Annotated in this window: 17 protein-coding genes and 2 pseudogenes; 3 read left to right on the top strand and 16 right to left on the bottom strand. The window is 45.5% G+C overall.

Translation table 11 applies throughout. The features are described from left to right. The first annotated feature begins 38 nt into the window (after window positions 1–38). Window positions 39–2564, top strand: a complete 2526-nt coding sequence (locus tag GQR42_RS01935) for a mannose-1-phosphate guanyltransferase (protein WP_158198692.1) — start codon at window positions 39–41, stop codon at window positions 2562–2564. A 304-nt stretch (window positions 2565–2868) separates the two neighbouring features. Here the strand turns inward: GQR42_RS01935 and uvrC are convergent, their stop codons facing one another. From uvrC to pilM, 11 genes and pseudogenes are all read right to left on the bottom strand, one after another. After that, a complete protein-coding gene (uvrC, locus tag GQR42_RS01930; RefSeq protein WP_158198691.1) occupies window positions 2869–4746 on the bottom strand; it encodes an excinuclease ABC subunit UvrC in 1878 nt (625 codons plus the stop codon). Between the two features lie 127 nt (window positions 4747–4873). Then, complete coding sequence (locus tag GQR42_RS01925) at window positions 4874–5302, bottom strand: hypothetical protein (RefSeq protein WP_158198690.1); 429 nt, start codon at window positions 5300–5302, stop codon at window positions 4874–4876. Between the two features lie 155 nt (window positions 5303–5457). Then, complete coding sequence (locus GQR42_RS01920; RefSeq protein ID WP_158198689.1) at window positions 5458–5718, bottom strand: hypothetical protein; 261 nt, start codon at window positions 5716–5718, stop codon at window positions 5458–5460. Between the two features lie 505 nt (window positions 5719–6223). After that, complete coding sequence (gene cysH / locus GQR42_RS01915) at window positions 6224–7045, bottom strand: phosphoadenosine phosphosulfate reductase (protein WP_158198688.1); 822 nt, start codon at window positions 7043–7045, stop codon at window positions 6224–6226. Window positions 7046–7301: 256 nt separating this feature from the next. Beyond that, window positions 7302–8102, bottom strand: coding sequence for a tetratricopeptide repeat protein (locus GQR42_RS01910; protein ID WP_158198687.1), 801 nt, complete (start codon window positions 8100–8102; stop codon window positions 7302–7304). A 42-nt stretch (window positions 8103–8144) separates the two neighbouring features. Continuing rightward, the gene (purE, locus tag GQR42_RS01905; RefSeq protein ID WP_158198686.1) at window positions 8145–8699 is read right to left on the bottom strand and encodes a 5-(carboxyamino)imidazole ribonucleotide mutase; all 555 of its coding nucleotides are present in this window, start codon (window positions 8697–8699) and stop codon (window positions 8145–8147) included. A gap of 390 nt (window positions 8700–9089) precedes the next feature. Then, window positions 9090–9782 (bottom strand): annotated as a pseudogene (locus tag GQR42_RS01895) (IS1 family transposase). A 491-nt stretch (window positions 9783–10273) separates the two neighbouring features. Next, window positions 10274–12373: a secretin N-terminal domain-containing protein gene (locus tag GQR42_RS01890; RefSeq protein ID WP_158198685.1), complete on the bottom strand. Its 2100-nt coding sequence runs from the start codon at window positions 12371–12373 to the stop codon at window positions 10274–10276. 71 nt (window positions 12374–12444) lie between these two features. Beyond that, complete coding sequence (locus tag GQR42_RS01885; protein WP_158198684.1) at window positions 12445–13236, bottom strand: pilus assembly protein; 792 nt, start codon at window positions 13234–13236, stop codon at window positions 12445–12447. Next, window positions 13233–14002, bottom strand: a pseudogene (locus GQR42_RS29800) (PilN domain-containing protein). The gene GQR42_RS01885 and the pseudogene GQR42_RS29800 overlap by 4 nt, the downstream one beginning before the upstream one ends. A 9-nt stretch (window positions 14003–14011) precedes the next feature. Then, entirely contained in the window at window positions 14012–15127 is a 1116-nt protein-coding gene (gene pilM / locus GQR42_RS01875) for a type IV pilus assembly protein PilM (RefSeq protein ID WP_158198683.1), read from the bottom strand. A 502-nt stretch (window positions 15128–15629) separates the two neighbouring features. Here pilM and ilvC point away from each other — a divergent pair. Then, a complete protein-coding gene (ilvC, locus tag GQR42_RS01870; protein ID WP_158198682.1) occupies window positions 15630–16622 on the top strand; it encodes a ketol-acid reductoisomerase in 993 nt (330 codons plus the stop codon). A 118-nt stretch (window positions 16623–16740) separates the two neighbouring features. Here the strand turns inward: ilvC and GQR42_RS01865 are convergent, their stop codons facing one another. From GQR42_RS01865 to GQR42_RS01850, 4 genes are all read right to left on the bottom strand, one after another. Beyond that, a complete protein-coding gene (locus GQR42_RS01865; RefSeq protein ID WP_158198681.1) occupies window positions 16741–17529 on the bottom strand; it encodes an ECF transporter S component in 789 nt (262 codons plus the stop codon). 40 nt (window positions 17530–17569) lie between these two features. Further along, window positions 17570–18343, bottom strand: coding sequence for a class I SAM-dependent methyltransferase (locus tag GQR42_RS01860; RefSeq protein ID WP_158198680.1), 774 nt, complete (start codon window positions 18341–18343; stop codon window positions 17570–17572). 588 nt (window positions 18344–18931) lie between these two features. Continuing rightward, on the bottom strand, window positions 18932–19486 hold the full coding sequence (locus tag GQR42_RS01855; protein ID WP_158198679.1) for a YqeG family HAD IIIA-type phosphatase: 555 nt from the start codon (window positions 19484–19486) through the stop codon (window positions 18932–18934). A gap of 100 nt (window positions 19487–19586) precedes the next feature. Then, window positions 19587–20210: a class I SAM-dependent methyltransferase gene (locus tag GQR42_RS01850; RefSeq protein WP_158198678.1), complete on the bottom strand. Its 624-nt coding sequence runs from the start codon at window positions 20208–20210 to the stop codon at window positions 19587–19589. A gap of 119 nt (window positions 20211–20329) precedes the next feature. Between GQR42_RS01850 and hemH the strand changes: the two genes are divergently transcribed. Then, window positions 20330–21493 (top strand): ferrochelatase, encoded by a 1164-nt coding sequence (hemH, locus tag GQR42_RS01845; RefSeq protein ID WP_158198677.1) that lies wholly within the window; start codon window positions 20330–20332, stop codon window positions 21491–21493. A gap of 56 nt (window positions 21494–21549) precedes the next feature. On the opposite strand, the gene GQR42_RS01840 is transcribed toward hemH, so the two are convergent. Further along, window positions 21550–21801: a cytochrome-c oxidase gene (locus GQR42_RS01840; RefSeq protein ID WP_158198676.1), complete on the bottom strand. Its 252-nt coding sequence runs from the start codon at window positions 21799–21801 to the stop codon at window positions 21550–21552. Window positions 21802–21930: the final 129 nt, after the last annotated feature.

The following is a 21930-nucleotide window of genomic DNA, read 5'->3' as shown; positions in this document are numbered from 1 at the left end:
ATTTAAAAACGGCGAAAAGATAGCCTTGGGAGGAAATTATGCGAGCGGTATTAATGGCAGGTGGTTCGGGGACAAGATTACGTCCGCTTACTTGTGATCTTCCCAAACCGATGGTTCCGATTCTCAACCGTCCGATCGCCGAACATATTATCAATTTACTACGAAAGCATGACATTACCGAAATTATCACCACCCTGCACTATCTCCCCGATGTCATGCGCGACTACTTTCAAGACGGCAGCGACTTTGGGGTAAAAATCACCTACGCTGTGGAGGAGGATCAACCCCTAGGCACCGCAGGATGTGTGAAAAATATTGCCGAATGGTTAGATGATACCTTTCTGGTGATTAGTGGCGATAGTATCACCGATTTTGACCTGCAAAAAGCGATCGCATTCCACAAAAGCAAAAACTCGAAAGCAACCCTTGTCCTAACGCGGGTTCCCAATCCGATCGAATTTGGGGTAGTGATTACCGACAAAGAAGGCAGAATTCGCCGTTTTATCGAAAAACCATCCACCAGCGAGATTTTTTCCGATACTGTCAACACCGGAACCTATATTCTCGAACCAGAAGTCCTCGATTATCTCCCCTACAAAGAAGAAGCCGACTTTTCTAAAGATTTGTTTCCGCTGCTGCTGCAAAGGGGCGAACCTATGTATGGTTATGTGGCCGATGGTTATTGGTGCGATGTCGGTCATCTGGAGGCCTACCGAGAAGCGCAATACGATGCTTTATCTGGCAAAGTTAACCTAGAATTTCCCTATCGAGAAAAATCCCCCGGGGTGTGGGTCGGCACTAATACCTATATCGATCCTAGCGCCCACATTGAGGCCCCGGCCATGATCGGCAATCATTGCCGCATTGGTGCAAATGTTCTAATCGAGAGAGGTTCGGTCATCGGCGATAATGTCACCATCGGCGCTGGTTCCGATCTGAAACGTCCCATCCTCTGGAATGGTGTGGTGATCGGGGATGAGGTCAATTTAGCCGCTTGTACGATCGCTAGAGGAACCAGAATTGATCGACGGGCCCAGGTACAGGAAGGTGCGGTGATCGGACAATTATCGATCGTGGGGGAAGAAGCGCAGATCAACTCCGGGGTCAGAGTCTGGCCGAGTAAACAGATCGAATCGGGAGCCATCCTCAATATTAACCTGATTTGGGGAAATACTGCCCATAAAAACCTCTTTGGTCAACGAGGAGTATCGGGACTGGCTAACATCGATATCACGCCCGAATTCGCCGTTAAACTGGGGGCATCCTACGGTTCTATCCTGAAACCGGGGTCAACGGTAATCGTCTCCCGGGATCAACGTAGTGTCTCGCGCATGGTCAGTCGATCGCTGATTGCCGGTTTAATGTCCGTGGGGGTTAATATCCAAAACCTACAAGCGAATGCTTTACCGATTTCCCGGACTTTAGTGGCTAAATTAAACGTAGTCGGTGGAATTCACGTTCGTATTCATCCCGATCGCCCGGATTTTCTCTTAATCGAGTTTTTAGACGAAAAAGGGATTAATGTTTCCAAAGCCAAGGAAAAGAAAATCGAAGGCGCTTATTTCAAAGAAGATCTGCGACGGGTGGGAATGCAGGAAATCGGCAGTATGTCCTATCCGGCTGATATTCTCGATAATTACCGCAAAACCTTTGAAACTCAGCTAAATGTGGAGGCTATTCGCAATAGTAGCTCCAAAATCGTCATTGATTACGCCTACGGAGTCTCAGGGGCAATTTTACCGGAATTACTGGCCAAATTTGGCTGTGATGCCGTGGTTCTCAATGCCAGTTTACGTCAGAATGCCCTTTCCATGCAGGAAAGAGAGTTACTGATCCATCAATTGGGCCATGTGGTGGAGGCCCTGAAAGCGAACTTAGGGGTACAAGTTTCGGCTAACGGGGAACAATTAGTCCTCGTCGATGAGAGTGGTTTATCGATTCGCGGGGAACAATTAACTGCTTTAATGGTGAATACAATTCTGACCGCCCATCCTCGCGGTACAGTGGTAGTGCCGGTTCATGCTTCTAGTGCCGTGGAACAGATCGCTCGTCGTCACGATGGCCGGGTGGTGCGGACAAAAGCCAGTCCTAGCGCTTTAATGGAAGGATGTCAAACTAATCCTAATGTGGTTTTAGGAGGGTCTGGGCAAACTGGGTTTATTTTTCCGCAATTACATCCCGGTTTTGATGCCATGTTCAGCGTGGCGAAACTTTTGGAGATGTTAACTATTCAGGAACGTTCTCTAGCTCAGGTGCGGGCCGAGTTACCGCGCATTTATAATAAGAGTACGGCGGTGCGCTGTCCTTGGAAAGTAAAGGGTTCTCTGATGCGCTATCTGGTGGAAACTCACGCTACCGATAATCTAGAGTTGATCGATGGGGTGAAGGTGATTAATCCCCTTAATGATGACTGGGTATTGATTTTACCCGATGCTGGAGAGCCTTTATTGCATATCTATGCTAACAGTGAGCAGCGGGAATGGGTCGATCGGACAATTAAAGAATATCGTCATCGTGTGCAGTATTTCGTCGAACATTACCAAGGAGAAATAGTGATGATTTAAGAGTTTTTTGCCCTATTAGCGTCCGAAACTTGACTATCAGGATTTTTTTGACCTAATCGGGTGCGTAGCCCTGTATTATTGTTGACATAATTTTGCAACCATGACCAACTTACCCCTGTTACTCTAGCAATTGCTCTTCAGGAAATTCGTTCGAGCAAGAGTTGTGTTCATTCTCGCCAATCCCTCAGTATAATCCCCCTTGACAATCAAGACAGTCGCTACGAGGCTCACCCCATCACCCCATCCCCAGCCAATTGACTTTTTCAGCCTCCTAACCCCACCAACAAACTTTTTGCCGCAAACCCTACCTAGGGTGAAAATAATTATAAATTTCCTTAGCTAATTGTTCCCCAATTCCTGTCACCTGTTGCAATTGTTCTAGGGAAGCTTCGCGAATATAATCCAGAGAATGAAAATGAGCTAATAACTCTTTTTGTCGCTTAAAACCTAACCCCGGTATATCATCCAAACGGGAACGGCGACTTTTTTGCATCCTTTGTTGTCGGTGAAAGCTAACAGCAAAGCGGTGCGCTTCATCCCTGACTCGACGTAATAATTGCACTCCTGGTTGTTCCTTATCTGTCTCTAAAGGAGAGGATTCCCCCGGTAAAAAAATCTCCTCTCTCTGTTTAGCTAAACTAACAACTTTTACCTGTTCTAATAAATTCATCTCCCCTAAAACTGTCACCACGGCCGATAATTGTCCTTTTCCCCCATCAATCATGACCAAATCGGGAAAATCATCACTTTCGGCAATCTTATCGGGATTTTCAGCATAACGACGGAAACGCCGGGCAATTACTTCTGCTAAACTGGCAAAATCATCGGAATGGCCGCTTTTAACCTCGGGATTTTTGATTTTATAGTGACGATAATGTTGATTAGCAGCCACCCCATCGATAAACGCCACTGACGACGCCACTGCATGGGAACCCTGAATATGAGAAATATCATAACCCTCGATGCGGTGCGGCAGTGCCGGTAAATCGAGAATTACCGCTAAATCCTGCAAAGACTGTAAATCGCGGTCAGCGCTTCTTTTCGTCTTTTCTAACTCATAAAGAGCGTTTTTCTCGACCATAGCTAATAAATCAGCCTTAGTTTGCCGTTGGGGGACAGTTAACTCGACTTTGCGACCTTTTTTTTCCCTTAACCACCCCGCTAACACCTCAGCTTCTGGTAATTCGCAGGGTAACAGGATTTCGCTGGGAATTTCCACCCCTTCCACCGATAAATAATGTTCTTCCAGGACTTTTTGCAGGATTTCTCCTTCGTTTGCTGACTGACTATCGGCAAAAAATCCCAAACGTCCCACCAAACGACCAGAACGCACTTGAAATAATTGTATGCAACAATGCTGCTCGTCCTTAGCTAAAGCGATCGCGTCCCGGGATACGGTATCATCGGGTAAAGAGACTTTTTGATCGGTATTAAGGGCCTGTAATCCGCGAATTTGATCCCTAATCGTGGCCGCTTGTTCAAAATCTAGGTTTTCCGACGCTGCGAGCATCTTTGCCGCTAATTTCTCTAATAATTCTCCCGTCCTTCCCTGAAAAATCATCGCCACTTTCTGCAAGGTTTCTCGATAATCTTGGGGACTAATTAATTTTTGACACACCCCCGGACAACGACCGATATCATAATTTAAACAGGGACGGTCTTTGAAAAGAGGTTGGGGACGTTGACGCAGGGGAAAAGTGCGTTTAATTAGGTGTAAAGTGTAGCGCAGCAGCCTGGTATCGACGTAGGGACCATAATAACGGTCTTTTTGGTTATTTATGCTACGTTTGCGGGTAATAAAAATGCGCGGGTAGGTTTCCGACCAAGTAATACAAATGTATGGATATTTTTTATCGTCCTTGAGGAGAGTATTAAAATGGGGCTGATGTTGTTTAATTAGATTAGCTTCCAGGGCCAAAGATTCTGCTTCCGTGTCGGTGACGATAAATTCAATTTCCGTCACCTGTCGCACCATTAAAGCAATGCGGGGACTGAGGGGTTGACTGGGACGAAAATAGGAACGGACTCTAGACCGGAGTTTTTTGGATTTACCGATGTAGAGAATTTCGCCATTTTGGTCGCGCAGGAAGTACACTCCCGGTTCGAGGGGAATTTCCTGAAGACGATTTTCTAGGCGATCGAGGTCTTGGATTAGGGTAGAGTTAAGATTATTCCCGAACATCTTTTTATAGTAACCCGGTGTACGACTATATTTTTAGTCTTGATTTACAAGGCTTTCAGAAATCAGCAGAGATAAAGTATCCTCTGGAACCCTGATTCTGTCATTGTTAGCTGCACATCGTGTAAATTTAATAATGTTTTTGACTATCTAGACCGCCATACTGCCAATAGCGATCATCACTACTTCCTCTGACCCGCCCTAATACCTTTCCTGAGTCGTCATAGCATTTATACCATGTATAACCAAGAAAATTACTATTTTTTTTAACCCTTCTCGTCTCTGGAGCATATTTTCTGATTAGTCGCTGAATATCAGGCTTATAATCTTGAAGAACACGATCTAGCTCTTTGTCGTCGTTTGGTGGCGGTGGTGGCGGTGGCATTGTCCCCAATAGGTGATCAATGGTTTTGACACAATCAAGAAAAGAGGAAATATTGCGTGCAATACATTCTCCTGTTTGTACAATCACAATGGCGTAGCCGTCACCGTGATTAATAACGCCATAAGGGCCTTTGACAGTTACAAATTCATTTTGGATTGGCTTGATGTCACTCATAGAACTACTTCTTTTTGTAATTACTAAAGTTAATATATTACGCTTTGAGCTTCTTGTCCCTCCTTAGTTGCACATCGCGTTAGTAAACAAAAAAATTACGCCAGTGGGTATTAGCTGACGTTTGGCAAGATATTTAGGGCAAATCTTCACAAAAATTAATAGGCTTCCGATTCGATTTGCTTAATCGGGACGAAACACTCTCCGGGGAGAAGAATCGGTTTATTGTTAAAAATCAATTGGCCCCGATGATTGTCGCGGTTAATAGCGACACCGAAAGGACGTTTACTAACTCTGCTATTGAGGGTACAGTAGATGCGATAAATGCGTCTGGCTGCCCGTAAGACACTAGGATCTAACAAAATTGGGATTTCCATATCGACACGCTGTTGTTCGGTTTTCTCGGATAGGGCTACCATATCACTCGTCTCCCCACGATTAAATTGACGTATTTATTAAATCAATGGTATACGACGATTTCTGATTTATGCCACTTTTGTTAGGATTCTAAAACGGCAGCATCCCGCTTTTGCCATAAGCATAAATACTCAAGAAATTAGGAGAAGCCAGAGTGCATAATAGAAACATTCTCATTATAGGTAAATAGGGCTGGCTGAATAAATCTAAAAACCTTGTTGGATAAGACTTTTAGACTTTTTTGAAATCCAAAAGTGCCAGACGTGGGAGTGATCAGGGGGAAAATTCAGGGACTTTTTCCCTGAAAATTAGGTAATTGACCCCCTGAAAATCGGTAAAACCCTACACCCTAAACCCTGCACCCCACCCCGACGAAAAACTTTTTGCCGCAAACCCTAAATAATATGACTCCTCCTGAAATCGAAGAACTCAACCAAAACCTGCAAGCTGTGGCTGAAATCCTCTTTCCCAATACCAATCGCACTGGCAATTTTCCCACCCTAGCAGTTATAGGGAACTGGCGTCGAGACTTTGTGCCTCTCCGGGGGTTAAGGGCAAATGAAGACCGCATTCTTGTTTTAAACCCTTGAAACGGGTGTCTCGTTCGTTGCTATCATCGGCGGTTAAAGGCCGACTGGAGTGCCAATCGCCGACGGAGACATAACCCAGATCAAAATAGGGATGGTAGGGAAGATCGTATTTGGTCAGATACTCGTAGATGGTTTTGGCATTCCAGTCAAGGATCGGTAAGATTTTGTAACGTTCGCCCTGTTGATTGACCCATTGCAGAGTTTTGCGGTGGTCGGTTTGGTCGCGACGCAACCCCGCTAACCAAGCGGTGGCCTTTAATTCCTTCAGAGCCCGTTGCATCGGTTCCACTTTGCGGATTTTGTCGTAGAGATTGAGGGAGTCCAGATCGTTATTTGACCACAATTTACCGTGGATTGCTTCCATGCGGGCGGGACTGAGGGGAGATTGATAAACTTTCAGGTTTAAATGGAGGCGTTGGCTTAAGTCTTCGGCAAATTGATAGGTTTCCGGGGGAAGATAGCCTGTATCGATCCAAATGACGGGAATATCGGGAATAATTGCGGTGACGAGGTGCAACATCACCGCCGCCTGAATGCCGAAACTGGTACTCATCACCAAACCTTCCCCGAAGCTGGCTTCCGCCCAAGCGACGATTTCCGAGGCGTTAGCGGAGTCAAAACGTTGATTAATTGTGGCGAGATCGAGGGATAGAGAGGAGGAAAAAGACCGGTCGGCAGTGGGGATGAGGGCAGTTTCTAGGGCTTGTGGATGAAGATTAAGCAAGTGTAAATCTGGCATTCTGGCTAAGATTTAAGGTGTACAGTAGCGGCGGATACTGATAGAGTCCAATCTATCCCTGTGATTCGATTATAGCATTCAGCCATCGGCCGTCAGTTTTCAGCCCGATCTAGCTATTTCTTTTCCTTTCCAGAGCCGGGTTATTCGATCGGGGATAATGGAACTAACAGTCCTCAATTGTATCTTAATGGCTAATTTCAGGGTAATTGGCCTCTCAGCCCCGCTACTGCTAGAAAAGTTACTATTTATTCATTCTTTACTTTAAGTTAAGAAACTTATCTAAGGCTAGAACCATATTCGGCGGCCAACGGCGCACGCTTTTTACCCAATCGAGGTCTTGATAGCGGGTATCCATGCCGACGGCGGCTACCCAATTGCTTTCCGCTTCTCCCTGTTGTCCTTGGCTCCATAAAACGGCGCTTAAGGCGGCTCTGACATCGGGAAACATGGGGTATTTGCGGGCAATATTCCGCATTTTTTGGACTGCTTCTGGATATCTGCCCAATTCGTACAGGGCCAGAGCCAGATTAGCTTGCGCCCAAGCAAAATTCGGGGCTAGTTGAGTGGCTTGGCGATAGTCTTTCACGGCGGCTTCCCAGTCCCCTAAACCGCCTTCGGCGTTGCCGCGATTGTTATAGGCAAAGGCATCATTGGGGGCCAGTTCTAAAACTTTATTATAATCGGCGATCGCTTCTTGATATTTGCCTTCTCCCTCTAAAGCGGTGCCGCGATTGAGGTAGGGATCGGGAGCATCGGGGGCAATGGCGATCGCTTGGTTAAAATCAGCGATCGCATCCTCTAATTTATTGAGGCTGACTCTGGCATTGCCGCGATTACTCCAGACGGCGGGGTTAGTGGGGAATTTGGCGACTAATTGGGTCCAATAGCTTTCGGCCTGGGCGTAATCCCCTTTTTCTGTGGCTTCTAGGGCTTTTTCGGCGATAACTTCCCCTTCTCTAATCTGTTCTTCGCTAATAGTCGGGGTATCGGCATAAGCCGCTATGGGTAGGGCAAAAAAGAGCAATAGACTCAATACACAAGCTGTGATCCAACGCATAATTACTTCATAATTTGTTACTTAATCTTTTCTCAATCTACCCTACTTAGGTGAACTCTGCTCTAGATAGTCTTGATAGCCTAGTCGTTGAAGATTGCTTTGTTTTTCGAGGACGGAATCGGTGAGGGATTGACGATAGGCGATAACTTGCTCTAAAAGATCAATATTACCAGTGGCGAGAATTTGAACCGCTAAAAGTCCGGCATTTTTGGCATTACCGATCGCCACCGTGGCCACGGGAATACCTGCGGGCATCTGTACAATTGAATAGAGAGAGTCTAACCCTTGTAAAGTACGCGTGACTACGGGAACTCCAATTACGGGTAAGGGGGTTAAAGATGCTACCATTCCGGGTAAATGGGCAGCGCCGCCGGCTCCAGCGATAATCACTTTTATTCCCCTTAAATGAGAGTTTTTGGCGTATTCAAACATTTTTTCGGGGGTACGATGGGCCGAGACAATGGCGACTTCGTGGCTAATCTGAAAAACCTCTAAAACTGCGATCGCTTCTTTCATGGTGGGTAAGTCGGAATCACTGCCCATAATTACACTCACTAGGGGCGCTGCTGGGGAGGAAATGCGATTGTCTGTCATCATAACTGCTAGAAAATAAGGTAGTGATTTTATTGTAGTGGTGATAGCTCAAACCCTTGCTTTCTTGAGCATTGTAGTCATGAATAAAGTACCAAAGGGCTCCCCAATGTGATTCTCCACATTTTTAGAACAAGAGAGACTCTTTCTGACCAATCGAGACATCCTTATCCTTTGCCGGAGGGTATTATTTAGGGTATGCTGAAAAAGTTTCTCGTGGGGGTAGGGTGTGGGGTGTGGGGTGTAGGGTGTAGGGTTTTACCAATTTTCATCTGGTCAATTACCTAATTTTCAGAGAAAAAGTCCCTGAATTTTCCCCCCGATCCCCGCAATGGCTGGCACTTTTTGAGGGTAAAAAAGTCTAAAAGTCCTATCCAACAAGGTTTTTAGATTTATTCAGCAGACCCTATTTAATCTTTCAATAGGATTGGTTTGACCCGTTTCCTTTGCAACTGTGCGATGACGTTTACGAGAAATAAGGTTCTTATATGACTCCCCAAAGTCTGTGTAAGCAACCGCACATTGTCGGTAAACACCTGGTAAACTGGCCCCAAAGTTTTTTGGCTGATTGACGACTTCTATCTCCGCGCATAGCAACCAATAATTTCCCTTGTTTTTCTATCAATTAACCGCCAAATATAAACTTTTATCGTCTTAGAAAAACAAAAGACCACATCTCATCAAATTCTCTAACCAATTTACCTTTTGGTTTATCCGAAACCTTTATTTGACGGGGGACAGCCGCCAGTTTATTGTTGACATAGTTTTGTAACCATGACCAACTTACCCCTGTTACTCTAGCAATTCCTCGCAAGGAAATTCGTTCGAGCAAGAGTTGATCAATTAATTGTTTGGTTTCGTCAGAGACGGTTTTATTAGTGGGATTGATCACAAACGATTGACCACATTCTTTACATTGACGTTTGGGTTTTCCATTATGAATAGAACCATTCTTGATCCTATGGTGAGAACCACAACGCTTGACAGGGGAATAGAGGTGAACTAGGGGGGGGTATTTTGTTCGGTGCTAGACTGATATTTGAGTAAGCCAGACAGGAGCCAGAAAAAGATATTTATCAGAAAAGTCATGAGCAAGCTAGAGGTTTTAAGACTGATTTGAGCCAATTATTTTTATTAAAAAATATTTTACACAATTCATACCAGGTAAGCAAGAGGGCTACGGCACTACTACCGAATCATTACCAGAATTTTAATCGGAATTTAATAGTCGGATAAAACAACATTAACGATCGATCTTTAGCATTGAGGAGGTAATTTTTTCTTGGCTAACTTCTCATGAAATCGAGTTATAAACGCTCTCTACAACCGATCTGTTCGATACTTTGCTGGATCGCTGGGATCTGGACGGTTGGGTCTATTGCCCGTCCATCGGTAGCGGGAACGATCACGAACACGAAAAATGTGATCGTGTTGACATCCTCACCGCCGCCATCCAACGGCAGATTAATCAAGGCGCGACGGGAAATAGCCTAAGGGACTTCTACACCTCTGGACAGGGAACGGGGTCTTGAGATAATATTAGGTCGAGGTCTAATTGATAACTGATTACTGATAACTGATTACTGTCGCGGTTGTACGGGGAAACCTTGACGCTGAAGCATTTCCGCCGCATCTTGGCCGGGTTGATAGTTGATGCCGAGGGTAGAGGTGGCCGTATCTTCGATGATTTTGGGAGTGAGGAGAATAATCACCTCCGAGCGATCGTTGCGATTGGTACGACTGCGGAATAAAGCCCCTAAAATGGGAATATCCCCTAAAATCGGCACTTTTGACTCAGAACTCTGTTGGCGTTCTTGGATAATGCCAGAAAGAATTAAACTCTGTCCATCCCGAAGACGAATTAAACCCGACAATAATTCCCGGGTAATCAAAGGGGTCAATGTGTTGACTGTACCCCCACCGCTATCAAATCGAATCGGGGGCCCAGGTTGGGCAATTGTAGGGGCGACATTTAAACTGATGTAACCATTATCGTCAATTTGATTCACATCGACGGTTAAGGTCAGTCCAGCATCACCAAACACAGGAGTTGTAGTTCTCTCATTGCCATTGCCATTGGTATCAATTGTTGTTTCAACACTGACCAGCACTTTCTCGGTTAGTTTCACCACTGCCTGCTGACCTTCCTGCACTACCAAGGAGGGATCAGTGAGAATCTTGGCATTTCCTGTCTGAATTGAGGCTTGCAGGGTCATCAGGAATTTTTGGGGATATTGGAATAGGGTGGGAGGTTCGTATGTATACTCTACTATTCCCGTCTCTGGGTCAATATTAACCTCACTCAAACCGGGTTGGAAGGGGTTAACAGTGCGACCAAAACTAGGGCGAGCATAGGGTGTCAGACGCCCGGAAAAGTTATTCGGTCCCTGGTTAACACGGCCAAAGGGAGCACCATTCTGAATGTCAAGAAAAGGTTGAATTTCTGCTGTCCCCGTACCCGATATGATATCGAAAATCGGCACAACAGGCTGTGCGAAAGCCCCCGGTCTGGAGACAGTCCCACTACTGGGTGGGTTCATATTACCAAAGTTCAGCACCGCCGCCCCGTTATCCTGAACGAAGAAACCATCGTTAAACCCGAAAGAAAAACTACTGTTAAATTCGTCCGTATTGAGCAGGTTGACATCAATAACTTTGACATTGACCACCACCTGACGGCGACGAGCATCCAGTTGGGTTAATAAAGATGTGGCGATTTGGACTTGTCGGGGTTCGCCGATTAAATTGATAGAATTAAGGCGCTCGTCGGCGGCAATTCTTAAACCGGTTAAAAGTAAGGCAGCTTTTGAGCCTTCTGTGTTTTGGGGTGTTAGTGCCTCTAGAGTGGGAGGAATATCCCGGCGACCGATTACTCTTCCGGTGAGGGGATCGACGATATCCTCGGTTTGGGTAACTAAACGCTGGTATTCTGCCCCTTGGGTAGCGAGGAAAGTGGCGGCGGCGACGGCTTTAACTTGATTGAGACGCAGGGTGCGGCTAATCAGATTACGAGCGCCTTGGGGTAATTGCGCCCCAACAAAGATGGTTGTACCCTGACGGTTAGCCTGTAGTCCAGAAATTAACAACACGGCGTTAAAAATGCTTTCCACCGATTCGTTAGTAAATTCCAAGGAAACTGTCTGAGAAGTGGCGTTGGCTTCCCCCTGGGCGCTGGTGAAAACGACGTTATAACCGGCATAGTTAGCAAGGGTCATTAACACTTCTCTAGCGGAAGCTTCCCGGAGTAAAACACGAGGTACGGTGATATTGCGCTCAAATTTGATCTTTTCGGCACTAGCATCGATGTTAGAGATGGCAATATCTCCCACCGGTGGGGCGACAGCCCGGGGTAGGGTGGGAACACCGGGAGCTTGGGGTGCGCCTTGAATGATAATTTCGGGATTGGGGACAAGGGGCGCACTTTGGGCGAGCAGTTTTTCACTGGCCAAAATGCGATCGCTGATTTCCTTTTGTCCTGCCGCGGTTGAAGGGACAAGCTGATTTTGCGACTTTTGTAAATTTTCTTGACTAAACTCTTGCGAAAATTCAATTTTTGATGTAGTCGATTTTAACTCTGAACCATCGAAGGATTCGGGGGTTTCGGCCAAAGCGCTCAGGGGAGCCATCAATAAAAACGAGGCAATTTGCGGGATCAACAGGGCATAGCGAGACTGATTCACTTTATTCACTCCTCAACAATTACGGGATTCAACGGACAAAAAACGCAATACTGACACTGGATTGAAGACTATTATTGGGGCGGACTAGCGGGGGGTTGACCTTCGGCGGGGGGTTGACCTTCCGCGGGGGGTGGCGGTGCTAATTTCGCTAATTCTTCAGCATTGAGGGGAATAATCACATCGAGAAGAAAGGTGGTAGTAACGGGTTGATCAGATTGGGGAACGATAGTCGCTTGATTTTTGCCGATACTAACCACTTTAACCACGGCTCCTTCCTTTTCCAGCTGGGTATTCAGATTTTTCAGCAAAATGAGCGGCTGTAATCTTTCTAAATCCCGAATAACCTCTTGGCTGTTAGCATAGTTCCCTTCGATCTTGACGTTAAAAGTTTGACGTTTGAGCTTATTATTAACCGCGCCACCGAGGGAACTATCGGAGACCACCACCGGTTCTAGTCCTTGGGGTTGGAAACTAATCAGCTTAACATCGCGAGACTTAAAGATATTGCTAATATCTAAGAGAATAGTGCTTAAGTCCTTTTCTTGAGCAAAAAGCGCGAGTATTTGCTGTTTAGTTGCCTCTTTTTGTTGTAATTGACTCTCGATTTTTGGGAATTCCGAGGGGCCGAGACCGCTTTTTTGTTGATCTATCTGTTGTTGTTTGCCAGCCGCATCGTTTTGCAGTTGCTGCAAGGTATTATAAGCGGGCATCACCCAGTTAAAAAGCAGATAGAAGGAGCCAAGTAAACCCAGCACACCGGCGGCGATCCCACTATTGCGGGGAGTAAAAGTTATCCCGAAAGCGGTAGGATACTGGTCAAGTTCCTCTAATTCTGGGTTCTCAAATTCTTCGGTAAAGGTCATGGTTGAATGGCTCCTTGGCGTTTGAGAGTATTAATCCTAGTGATAACTCCGATCGCTCCATTCCGGGCAAGATTGGACAGTTGTTGAGTAGCGGGAGTATCACTTAATTGGGTGGTGATCACAAATTGAACCGCTTGGGGGAAAGTAACACTAATATTCTTGTACTGATTAGCCACCTGTACGGGTAAATCGGCCAAGGCAGCACTTTCGATCGCCGTTTTCTTGCCCTCTAAAAAGGGAGAAGCTTGCAGGGTTAAGAGATAATCATTTACTGCTTCGTAACTACTGGCAAAACCACTAATTTTTAACTGAGTGGCCGGATTCGGTTGCCCTTGATCTGGGGCAGCGGGAACCTCCACCTGTTGCACACTGGTTAGCTGGACACTAGGGGGAGTTTGCAGGCGAATTTCCTGAAGAATAGCTGACCAAGGCCTAATCTGATTGAATACAGTCACCAGTGCCTGATTTTCTCCTTCTACCGCCGTTAATTGCGCTTTTAAATCCTCTATTTTTTACTTTCGGCTTGCAGTTGACCTAATTCCGCATCCAGTTGCTGAATTTTGACTTGGGTTTCGCTGGTTTGCCCACCGACGATTAAACCGAGTAATCCCGTCAGTGCCAATAATCCGGCCCCCACTCCCACACCGATCCACAGGGGTGTTTGTGGACGCGGGTTAATAGCGGTGGAAATCTTGGCCGCGGCGGTTCCTTTGGCCGTTTGCTGAAGATGGCGATCCTTAAGAAAATTAACGTCAAGACTATACATAATTTTTGTCTATACCTCCCGTAATCCTAAACCGAGAACTGTTCCTAAACCCGGTCTTTGGGTATTAGGAATCTCTTGAGTTGTATCTAAGTTCAGTGATGTGATCGGATCGATTGCCATGGTGGGGAGGCTGAGACGTTGAGTAAAATACTCGTCTAGTTGCGCTATACCGCCCCCGGGGCCAGCTAAAAGTAACTGGACGATTTCCAGGTCATCACTTTGGTTAAGATAGAAGTTAATCGATCGCCGCAATTCATCGGTTAATTCCCCTAAAACCCGCATCAGTGCCGTCATCCCAGGGTTAGTAGAGACTCCGGAAGTGCCGGTATTGGTGCTAAGACTATCAAAGGCCGTAACCGGGATTGTCATTCCCAAAAGAATATCAGGACTGCGGGAGGTGGGCAAATTCATCGCCCTGGAAAGGGCATTTTGTAGCTGGAAGGTGCCGATGGGGACAGTGCGGGAAAATTGGGGAACGCCGTCCACCACGATGGCAATTTCCGTGTTATCAAATTCTATATCAACAATAACGGCGGCTTCATTGGAACTAAATTGTCGCAACTGCTCTCGAATCGTCCGAATTAGGGCAAAACTATTAATTTCCAGCACATCCACCTGTAATCCTGCCCGTTGGAGGGTTGACCTATAGGCATCGGTAATCTCCCGACGAGTGGCAACTAATAAGACTTGTACCTTTTCAATCCCGTCTTCATCCTGAAAGTAGCCCAGTTTTTGGTAGTCGAGATCCACCTCCTCGCGAGGATAGGGAAGGTATAAACTAGCCTCATGATTTAAGACCAGATCTCGCAATTCCTGCTCGTCCAATTCCGAAGGAATGGGGATAATCCGGATAATTGACTCGCGCATGGGGACACCAGTAGCGACTCGTTTGCTGTTAATTTTATTTTCCTTGAGGACTTCCTGGATCAATTCCGCTAAAGCGGGGGAATCGACGATTTTTCCCTCCTCAAAGATGCCTTCCGGGAGAGCCGACGAACAATATTTAACTAATTTATAATTTTGTCCCTGTTTGGCGATCTGAGCGACGTTAAGGCACTCTGGGGTAATCTCTAACCCAACACCTTGATTTTTTTTTGTCAATAGCTTCTTAAAAAAACTTACCATAGATTTTCCTGGGCAGCTCTAAGGGGATTGGTGATCAACAAAGCCAATAATCTTTTGACCCGATTTTATTTACGGTCGATCAAGGCAGTAAATTAGTCTATAAACGATCCTGACCAGGTAAATTACCCAGAACAGGCAAAAATCGAGGGAGAGAGAAGCTATTTCTGCACTAATATTAACCTGATTATCTGTGTTCAGAGCGAGGTTAATCTTAACTGGATAGGAGGAGAGGAAGTGCTTAATGATAGTGATATTGTAATCAATTTTGGTGAAAGAACCAAGTCCAAGCTAAAAATTTGCCATTATCCCCCCTTCTGCTCAACTAGATCAAGCCAGCTTTCCCTAGTTAGAGTACCCAAATACCTAAAGAAAATTTCAATTTTTCTAGGCACTATTTTTTCTTGACTCCTGGAATCAGGCGCTCAAATGCTTCTGACGGGCGTGATTTTCCCGTATAATTAGGAGTTTGCACAGTGACAAAAGAAGTTAAGGAGCGAGTTCGATGGCACGAATGTACTATGATGAGGATGCCAATTTAGATTTATTAGCGGGAAAAACGATCGCTATTATTGGTTATGGTTCCCAGGGTCATGCCCACGCATTAAATCTCAAGGATAGTGGCGTTAATGTGATTGTTGGTCTATATCCAGGCAGTAAATCGGCCATCAAAGCCAAAGAAGCCGGTATTCCAGTGTATGATGTGGCCGAAGCCGCTAAAATTGCCGACTGGATCATGATCCTCTTACCGGATGAAGTGCAGAAAACGATTTATCTCAACGAAATTGCCCCGAATTTAAGCTCAGGCAAGGTGTTATCTTTTGCCCACGGCTTTAATATTCATTTTGGTCAAGTGGTTCCCCCAGATAATGTCGATGTGGTTATGGTCGCCCCCAAAGGACCGGGCCATCTCGTCCGTCGTACCTACGAACAAGGTCAAGGAGTACCCTGTTTATTCGCCGTCTATCAAGATGCTACTGGCCAAGCACGCGATCGGGCAATGGCCTACGCTAAAGGTATCGGTGGTACTCGGGCCGGGGTTTTGGAAACCACTTTCCGCGAGGAGACAGAAACCGACCTTTTTGGCGAACAGGCAGTATTATGCGGCGGTTTAAGTGCTTTAATTAAAGCTGGCTTTGAAACTCTCGTGGAAGCTGGTTATCAGCCCGAATTAGCCTATTTTGAGTGTTTACACGAGGTGAAACTGATCGTCGATCTGATCGTCGAGGGCGGTTTAGCCAAAATGCGCGATAGTATTTCCAATACAGCCGAGTACGGTGACTATACTCGCGGTCCGCGGGTGGTGACGGAAGCGACTAAGGCCGAAATGCGGAAAATCCTCGGAGAAATTCAATCGGGACAATTTGCCCGAGAGTTTGTCCTCGAAAATCAAGCAGGTAAACCGGGTTTCACCGCTATGCGTCGTCAAGAAGCAGAACATTCGATCGAAGAAGTCGGCCAAGATCTGCGGGCAATGATGAGTTGGCTAAAACGCTAGTTCTCTTTTTTTTCGGTGGGGGGTTGGACGCAATGCGGCAATTCTTGCCCTTGCGTCCGTCCCGACACCCCACACCCCACACCCTGTCCCCACGAAAAACTTTTTCAGCAGCTCCTACCTAGTAGATCGCCTCTCGTGATTTGACCAGACCGATCGCCCGTAAACCGGCAATCACACCACAAGCGATCACCATACCGACGAGGGAACGAATCAGATTTTCTACGGGAATGATCGGAATTAAAGCGATCCACACTTCTTCGGGCCAGTTAAAAATCGAGTAGGTAATGGCGACGACCCCTAAATGGGAGAGGCCGCTGGCAGTCCAAGTACCCCCAAAAATTCCCGCCGCTACTAGGACAAAATTGCTACCTTTGATCCAATGAGTAAAAAGAGTCCGGGTTGGTAGGATAAATAATACCAAAGCCGACCAATCGACGAAAGCCCCGGCAATAAAGACTCGTGGCGAAATGCCGTTCAGTCCGATCGCCCGGTTAGCGTAGATAAACAAGGGAATCAGAAAAATTAACGTTAATCCTAACCACCAATAACGGCGTTTTTTGCCTAAAACCATCGTTCCTGCCACAAAACTAGACAAAATCGCCCCAAAGACCGAAATAGCGGGAATTCCTGCCGTGTAGGGGGCAAGGAAAGCCCCAATTAAGGACCCAATGCCACTAGCGATCGCCCCAGCGATCGGGCCGAGTAACCAACCCAAGAGGGGAAAAACCGCTTGACTGAGGGGCATACTACCGCCAGAAGCGAGGACAATGGAGAAGGGAATAAAAGAAAGGGTAGTGACAATGGCCGCTAAGACGACAATATAGGCGATCGGCGCACCATCAATAGCGGCACTACTGACAGCTTCCACTTTGCGTTCTTCCCCTTCGGGGATAATATCTAGGGTCATAGTTGCAAGGGTAATTCTAACTTTTCTATCATCCTCTGGTTTAATCTTCTTCGGACAATTGTTGATTTTTTCGATAAGAGCGTACGGTAATGTGATAGGGATGAAAAATCTCTAGGAAATCTTTTTGTAGGGTTTGAAAAAAGCTCTCAATAATTTTGGGATCGTCGATATGAAAGGGATATTCTTGATTAAATCCTTTGAAAAAATACCAGTTAATAATTAGCTTTCCTCCCGGGTTTAACCAGTCATAAAACTTTTTAAGTTGGGCTGTAGGTGAGGGCAAATGCTCGATGACATCCAAACAGATAATCGTGTCAAATTTTAGCTGTTCGGGAATTTCCGTATAGAATGAGAGCTTATTAGTATCGAGATTTAATTGCTTGGCACGAAAGCGAACAAATTGATGATGTAGGGGATTAATATCGCAATAGATCACCTGTTCAACCCCAGAATTCATTGCGGCAGCCAGGGCATGAGTACCGATTCCGCCACCAAAATCTAAGACTTTTCCGCTCCCGTAATCATCAATTAATTTCAAGGTTTCCCCGATATATTCTTGACTGGATAAATGCCAAGCAGATAATTCAAATAAATAGTTTTCTTTGACTTTTTCCTGATAGAAATCATCTGGATTTGTCCAAGAAAAGTCTTGATGAGCTAAGGCCGCTAAGGAATCTTTTGCTATCGCTAATTTTGCTTGTAAAATTTCTTGGTCTAATTGTAAAAAGTTTTGTAGGTGTGACTCCAAATCAAAGGAATTGCGCTTGAATTCCGCAACCGAGGAGGATGATAGCAGGGAAGAATCTCGATTCATATATAGAGTGAAGCCAGGGAGAATTAACTAAGAAATCCTTTCGTAGTATCTCACAATTTGGCTAAATTATAAGTAGGGAGGCACAATTATTTGTAGGACGGGTAGTAACCCATGCAGACGTTGGGTTTCATGCTTCAACCCAACCTACGTTCATCTTATGTTTAATTCCACCCATTTACTTAGGGTCTGCTGAAAAAGTTTTTCCTAGGGGCAGGGTGTAGGGTGTAGGGTGTAGGGTGTAGGGTGTGGGGTTTTACCGATTTTGAGGGGGTCAATTACCTAATTTTCAGGGAAAAAGTACCTGAATTTCCCCCTGATCACTCCCATATCTGGTACTTTTGGATTTCAAAAAAGTCTAAAAGTCTTATCCAGCAAGGTTTTTAGATTTATTCAGCCAGCCCTACTTAGCAGGAAGTTTTCGTTAAAACATTAGTGCCAGTCTTTGGCGTATATCCGCAAAAACTGGCACTGTCCATCTACTGACTTTCATATATTTAAGGTCTTTATCTCGGCTGACCTCCTTTGAAATTGTCTATAGTATTTCCTACTTTTCCATCGTTTCCTCTATACTTAATTATTTTTTAATATTTACTTCTGTGAGGATTGGTCAGGTTTTATTAAGTAATGCTGCGGATGGAGAGAAACGCCGAGAATTTGTGATACCCACACCTCAAAATCGTGGATTGGATAAGCTTGCCCCCCCGTCAAGGGATTTACCATTGGTTTCACCAGAATGGTAAACATTCCCAGACGATTTCCCGCTAAAACATCGGTGAACAAGCGATCGCCAACCATAGCAATTTGTTGGGGGGGAAGACTCATGGCTGCCATCGCTTGCCGGAGTTTGCGTCGAGAGGGTTTCACCGCACCGAGAAGGTAGGGAAGTTGTAAATTATCAGCGATCGCACCGATGCGATTTTCACTAAGATTATTGCTCACCAACCAAATCGGTAGATAAAGACGCAAGGAATCGACCCAACGCTGTAAATCGTCAGAAACCGTCGTTTCCTGGAGGGGAACAAGGGTATCGTCCACATCGAGAATCAATCCCTTAATCTGATGCTGACTCAAAATCTCCAGAGTGAGACCGAGAATCGTATCCCCTAAAATTAAATCAGGTTGTAGAATTTTTGCTCTAGTCATTAACTTCTCAAAAATAACTCGCACTGAGTCGATCGAACTCAGCTTCCCTACTTAGTATAAATGACCGACTGTCTCTGAAAATCTTGCCTGGCCGATCCCTTCACTTGGCAGCTTGAATCACCTGTAAACTGCCACCAGCGTATAATTTTTGTTGACAATCACGAAAACCGAGTGCCTGTAAAGATTGGATCAGATCCGTATCGATAAACTGCCAAGCGGTCTGGGTTTCAAATAATTGCAAAAATAGGGCCAAAGAAGGCCAAAAAAGCGGGTTAGTGGGTCGATGAAAATCCACGAGGGCAAAAATTCCCCCCGGTCTGAGAACTCGATACACTTCTTTGAGAATTTCCTCTAACTGCTCTGGTTCCATTTCGTGGAGAGCGGCGCTAGTATGAACAAGGGCGAATTCTCCGGCATTAAAGGGCATTTTTTCGGCTAATCCCTCCACATAATGCGCTTGCGGCACCGCTAAACTAGCTCGCTCCAGGGCCACAGGAGAGACATCTAAACCGGTACAGCGCTCGGATAGGGGTACTAAATAACGGGTGGTTTGACCCGCACCACAACAGAGATCGAGGATAGGGTCATTTTTAGCGATTTTTAAACCTTCTAGAGCTAATTGCCGAAAACGGGACTCCCCACCCACCGCTAGGGCAGCCAGACGGGAGATACCATCGTAAAGCCATTGATATTGATAACTGAGGGGACGTAAAATTGTCGCCAAGATCAACCTCCAAAATTTGATTAATTTCTATATTGTCTGTAATTTGTTTTAACGGTTCCACCGATATATTGTTAAACTTGGTAAAGAATCTGAAAATTTAAAAATTATCTGTTAACACTATGGGTCGCGTTGGGGTTTTATTATTAAATTTGGGTGGGCCAGAGCGGTTAGAGGATGTGCGTCCTTTTCTATTTAACCTTTTTTCTGACCCAGAAATCATCCGTTTACCGATCAAAGGATTACAAAAACCGTTAGCTTGGTTAATATCGACGCTAAGAGCGAGTAAATCCCAAGAAAATTACCGTCAGATTGGTGGTGGCTCCCCTTTACTCAAGATTACGGAAGCACAGGCCACGGCACTGCAACAACGTCTCAAGGAAATGGGCCGCGAGGTGAGCGTTTATATCGGGATGCGTTACTGGAATCCCTTCACCGAAGAGGCGATCGAGCGGATTAAACGGGATCATATCAAAAAATTAGTTATTCTGCCCCTTTATCCCCAATTTTCCATCAGTACCAGTGGTTCCAGTTTTCGTGTGCTAGAGGAAATGTGGCAGCAGGATCCCTATCTACGTTTGACGGAATATACTCTCATCCCCTCTTGGTACGATCATCCCACTTATCTGAGTGCTATGGCCGATCTGATTGCGCGAGAATTAGAGCAGTGTGCTAATCCTGACCAAGTACATATCTTTTTTAGCGCTCATGGTGTCCCCCAAAGTTATGTGGAGGAAGCGGGAGATCCCTATCAAAGACAAATTGAAGAATGCACTAGGGCGATCATGCGTACGCTCAACCGACCCAATCAGTACACTTTAGCCTATCAAAGTCGCGTCGGTCCGGTGGAATGGCTAAAACCCTACACTGAAGATGCTTTAAAAGGGTTGGGAGAGCAGGGAATTAAGAATTTATTGGTCGTGCCGATTAGCTTTGTCTCGGAACACATCGAAACTCTGCAAGAAATCGATATAGAGTACCGAGAAGTGGCGGAAGAAGCGGGAATTGAACATTTTCAGCGAGTACCGGCTCTTAACACTCACCCGATGTTTATCGAATCTCTCTCCCAGTTAGTGGTCAAATCCCTAGAGGAAAAACCCACCACTTTCGAGCAAATTACCCGTCCGAAAGCGAATATGAAAATGTATCCCCAGGAACGTTGGGAATGGGGTATGACCACGGCAGCCGAGGTGTGGAATGGCCGATTAGCGATGATCGGTTTTCTGGCAATTATTATCGAATTAATTACTGGTCAAGGACCGTTACATTTTGTTGGTTTATTATAACCTCCAAAACAAGGTTGGGTTTAACTATGTTTAACCCAACCATTGGCAGTTTTCTCTTAGGACATCATATTAGCAGAACGGACATTAACGTTAACTTCTAGCTTGCCATTGCCGAGCATATCTAACCCAGTGACGCTAAAAAGATTGGCCTTAATGCCCTTTTCCTGAAAATTAGCCTGTAATTCCTTGATGATAACCTCTTCCACTTTCGCCTCATCATCTGCTAGGGCATGGACGATTTTAGCGGCGAAAGAGCCAATTTTTTCGCTTATTATTTCTTCCACATTGGTAATCTCGATAATAACCATTGATTTTTCTTCTTAGTAGAGGACAAATAGCTTGACAAGCCAATAAGAACAGAATTTGCGAGAAAATAGAGCTGCTCTCATCTTAGGAATCAGTATAACCTGCACTGTTCCCCCCTAAACGTAAATTCC

The sequence above is a fragment of the Microcystis aeruginosa FD4 genome (genome assembly GCF_009792235.1).
GTDB classification, from domain to species: domain Bacteria; phylum Cyanobacteriota; class Cyanobacteriia; order Cyanobacteriales; family Microcystaceae; genus Microcystis; species Microcystis viridis.
Note: the sequence above shows the minus strand (reverse complement) of the source record. Positions and strands in the feature narration are given on the sequence as shown.